This is a genomic window from Cellulomonas sp. P4_B5_2 (genome assembly GCF_056402235.1).
This window is the reverse complement of sequence record NZ_JBFUHU010000474.1, coordinates 1-1,968: the sequence shown is the minus strand read 5'-3', so window position 1 is coordinate 1,968 and position 1,968 is coordinate 1. Positions and strand designations below refer to the sequence as shown.

Genomic DNA, 1,968 nt, shown 5'->3' with positions numbered 1-1,968 from the left:
GCGCTGATCCATCGCGCAAGGCCCGGTCCCCTAACCTGGGGACCGGGCCTTCGCCATGACTGCCCACTTCAATCGTGAGGACCACCATGCAGCTGACCGTCGCGCGGATCGGCCGTGCCCACGGCCTGCGCGGAGAGGTCGCCCTCGACCTGCGGACCGACAACCCCGAGGACCGTTTCGGCGTCGGTGCGGTCCTGCTCACCGAGCCCGCCGCGCGCGGTCCGCTCACGGTCGTGAGCACGCGCACGCAGCAGGACCGGTGGTTCGTGAGCTTCGCCGAGATCAGCGACCGAACCATGGCCGAGGCGATGCGGGGGACCGAGCTGGTCGTCGACGAGGACGCGTCCGACGAGGACGACGCCTGGTACCCGCACGAGCTCGCGGGCCTGCGCGCGGAGCACGTGGACGGTCGGGTGCTGGGCGAGATCATCGGCCTCGAGCACCTGCCGGCGCACGACATGCTCGTCCTGCGCGAGCCCGACGGCGCGCGCACGCTGATCCCGTTCGTCAAGGTCATCGTGCCGGTGGTGGACGTCCCGGGCGGCCGCGTGGTGCTCGACCCGCCGGGAGGCCTGCTCGCGTCCGACGCCGCCAACCTGGTCGTGTCCGAGGAGACCGTGGGAGACGACGACTGACGTGCGCATCGACGTCGTCTCGATCTTCCCCGAGTACCTGGCCCCGCTCGACCTGTCGCTCGTCGGCAAGGCGCGCACGGGCGGCCTGCTGGACCTGCGCGTGCACGACCTGCGGGACTGGACCACGGACCGGCACCGGACGGTGGACGACACCCCGTTCGGCGGCGGCGCCGGCATGGTGATGCGCCCGGACGTGTGGGGGACCGCCCTCGACGAGCTGCTCGAAGACGACGCGCACCTGCTGATCCCGACCCCGTCGGGGGAGCCGTTCACGCAGCGCACCGCCGAGGCGCTCGCCGGCGAGAGCCACCTGGTGCTGGCGTGCGGGCGGTACGAGGGGATCGACGCCCGGGTGGCCGAGCACTACCGGTCACGCGGGCGAGTCACCGAGTTCTCCCTGGGCGACTACGTGCTCAACGGCGGAGAGGTCGCCGCCCTCGTCGTGGTCGAGGCGGTCGCCCGGCTGCTGCCCGGTGTCGTCGGCAACCCCGAGTCGCTCGTCGAGGAGTCGCACGGGACGGCCGGCCTGCTCGAGTACCCCGTGTACACCAAGCCGCCCGCGTGGGGCGGCCTCGGCGTGCCCGAGGTGCTCCTGTCCGGGCACCACGCGCGGATCGCACGGTGGCGCCGGGACACCGCGCTCGAGCGGACCGCGGCCCGTCGGCCCGACCTCGTGGCGGCCCTGCCGGTGGACGAGCTCGACAAGCACGACCTGGCCCTCCTGGCCCGGCTGGGCTGGGAGCCGCGGGACGGCCGCCTCGTCCGGACCCTGATTACCTGACGCTCCGGCCGGTGTGGCACACTTGTCCGTTGGTGCGCGCAGGTTGCGTCTCTGCCACAGGGGAGACGACTCACGACCACCCGGGGATCCGCCCGGACGCACCCGACCATCTGACCAAGGACGCCGGTCCTGCCTGCACAGGCAGCCGTGACGCCCTCGACGACGTTCCTGACCTGTGGCAGGGCGGGGAAGTGACATCACATGCACACGCTCGACAGTGTCGATGCAGCATCGCTGCGCTCCGACATCCCGGAGTTCCGCGCCGGAGACACCCTGAAGGTCAACGTCAAGGTCGTCGAGGGCAACCGCTCTCGCATCCAGGCGTTCCAGGGTGTCGTCATCGGTCGCCAGGGTGACGGCGTCCGCGAGACGTTCACGGTCCGCAAGGTCAGCTTCCAGGTCGGTGTCGAGCGCACGTTCCCCGTGCACTCCCCGAGCCTGGAGTCGATCGAGGTCCTGACCCGCGGCGACGTGCGCCGCGCGAAGCTGTACTACCTGCGCAAGCTCCGCGGCAAGAAGGCCAAGATCAAGGAGAAGCGCGAGTTCGCTCCC

At 71.5% G+C, this 1,968-nt stretch carries 3 protein-coding genes; all 3 read left to right on the top strand.

Going from position 1 to position 1,968, the window contains the following annotated elements; genetic code table 11:
- Positions 1–86: 86 nt before the first annotated feature.
- On the top strand, positions 87–635 hold the full coding sequence (rimM, locus tag AC1DUQ_RS21300; protein ID WP_477062772.1) for a ribosome maturation factor RimM: 549 nt from the start codon (positions 87–89) through the stop codon (positions 633–635).
- 1 nt (position 636) lies between these two features.
- Positions 637–1,416 carry a tRNA (guanosine(37)-N1)-methyltransferase TrmD gene (gene trmD, locus AC1DUQ_RS21295; RefSeq protein ID WP_477062633.1) on the top strand — a complete coding sequence of 260 codons (780 nt, stop codon included), beginning with the start codon at positions 637–639 and terminating at the stop codon, positions 1,414–1,416.
- Positions 1,417–1,617: 201 nt separating this feature from the next.
- Positions 1,618–1,968 (top strand): 50S ribosomal protein L19 (rplS, locus tag AC1DUQ_RS21290; RefSeq protein ID WP_477074582.1); only part of this gene is annotated, 351 nt, incomplete at its 3' end.

Excerpts from the sequence above, each read along its gene's own strand:
- rimM (WP_477062772.1), top strand. The coding sequence starts at position 87 with ATGCAGCTGACCGTCGCGCGGATCGGCCGTGCCCACGGCCTGCGCGGA.